Annotated in this window: 1 protein-coding gene and 1 pseudogene; one reads left to right on the plus strand and one right to left on the minus strand. The window is 43.5% G+C overall.

The window, feature by feature from the left end; genetic code table 11:
* Window positions 1-284 (plus strand): annotated as a pseudogene (locus IEY34_RS37195) (IS4 family transposase); the annotation flags it as partial.
* Here IEY34_RS37195 and IEY34_RS36125 read toward each other — a convergent pair.
* Complete coding sequence (locus tag IEY34_RS36125; protein ID WP_189021112.1) at window positions 247-1,005, minus strand: hypothetical protein; 759 nt, start codon at window positions 1,003-1,005, stop codon at window positions 247-249. The pseudogene IEY34_RS37195 and the gene IEY34_RS36125 overlap by 38 nt on opposite strands.
* Between the last annotated feature and the right edge of the window lie 321 nt (window positions 1,006-1,326).

The raw sequence follows: 1,326 nt of genomic DNA on the forward strand, positions 1-1,326 counted from the left end.
AGCCATACGACCATTGTATTTTCTAGATACATCCTGCTTGCGTGGCAGCATCGGCAAAGCACAGATCAGCGTTCACTTGGCGGTTTGTTTTATTTGTTGTGCGATGAGGTTAGCACCATGGACTGGTGGTCGCCTTGCAACAACTCGTTGATTTGATCAATGAAGTAGCCACACAGGCAAGTAAAAAGCTCTCAAAATTGATTAAAAGTCAACTCCAACAATGGATCGCCGGTTTGCCCAGTTATCTTAAGGCTTACTTGCCCATTTCAAGCTGCGAAGTTTGAGATAATAAGTGTCGTCTTCTTTCACAAACTTTACTTCTCCGAATTCAGATGTCATAGCTTCTGTCGCTTCATCCTGATTGAAGGCATTAACGAGTGTAGTTGCCTGAATCGAATCGATGATCCAATCCGTGCCGTTTTTTCCAATCAGCGTATAAGCGATATGATGGGATCGGGAATATTGTGAATCACCATACGTTTTAAAAGTAAGATTAACCTTCCCATCCACAACTTGCTCAACTTTAAAACTGGATTCAAGCATAGAGTGCTTACCCGCGAAAACGAGACCCTTGGGTTCTAAGATCCAACCGGGTTCCTTATCGTACATAACTTCCCAATGTTTGGTCGCTTTTTCACTGTTGTAGAGGAGCAGCTTTGACTTAAGTACCTGAAAATCCGGGGCTTCCTGGTTGAGTGCCTTTTGTTGGGCAACGGCCATGATAGCGAGATTTTTGTTTTCAAGATCGCGAATTATGCTGATAAACTGAGCTTTGTCGAGCGAGGTCAGGGGTATCGCTGTAGTCGTAGCTGTTGCAGTCGCCGTTGCCTCTGCCCTAGGTTGCGGCTGATTCGCTGAGGAAGGCATTGGCACAGTAGTTAAGAATGATGATGGATTCGTCGGAATATTATTGTTTTCATCAGCGCACGCAGCGAGTGTCAGCATAATCGCAATGATCGCTATCTTACTCGGAATAAGAAAAATTTTTTGTCTCCTTGGATTCATCTAGCCCTCTAACCTCACTTGAATTTCAAATAAGTCCTATCGATGAGCATAAAAACTTGTTCAAGCATCGAATTTAAGGAGCATTTCCATAATTCACAATAATCCAACCAAAACTTGTTTTTTGCAAGTAAGAAAAGCGGCTTTGCCGCCCTGAGAGATGAGCATCTTCATAACGATTTTCAGCAATCTAGCGGGTCCTAGTTCCCTTTGGGCTTTGAAATGACAGAGATCGTCGTGTGAAAAGGAACTATGATCCGCTAAATGGCGGGAACTGGGGTAAAAGTAGCATGAAAAGGAACTGAGATCCGCTATTTAAGCGGA

Source organism: Paenibacillus marchantiophytorum, assembly GCF_014640555.1.
Classification (GTDB): domain Bacteria; phylum Bacillota; class Bacilli; order Paenibacillales; family NBRC-103111; genus Paenibacillus_E; species Paenibacillus_E marchantiophytorum.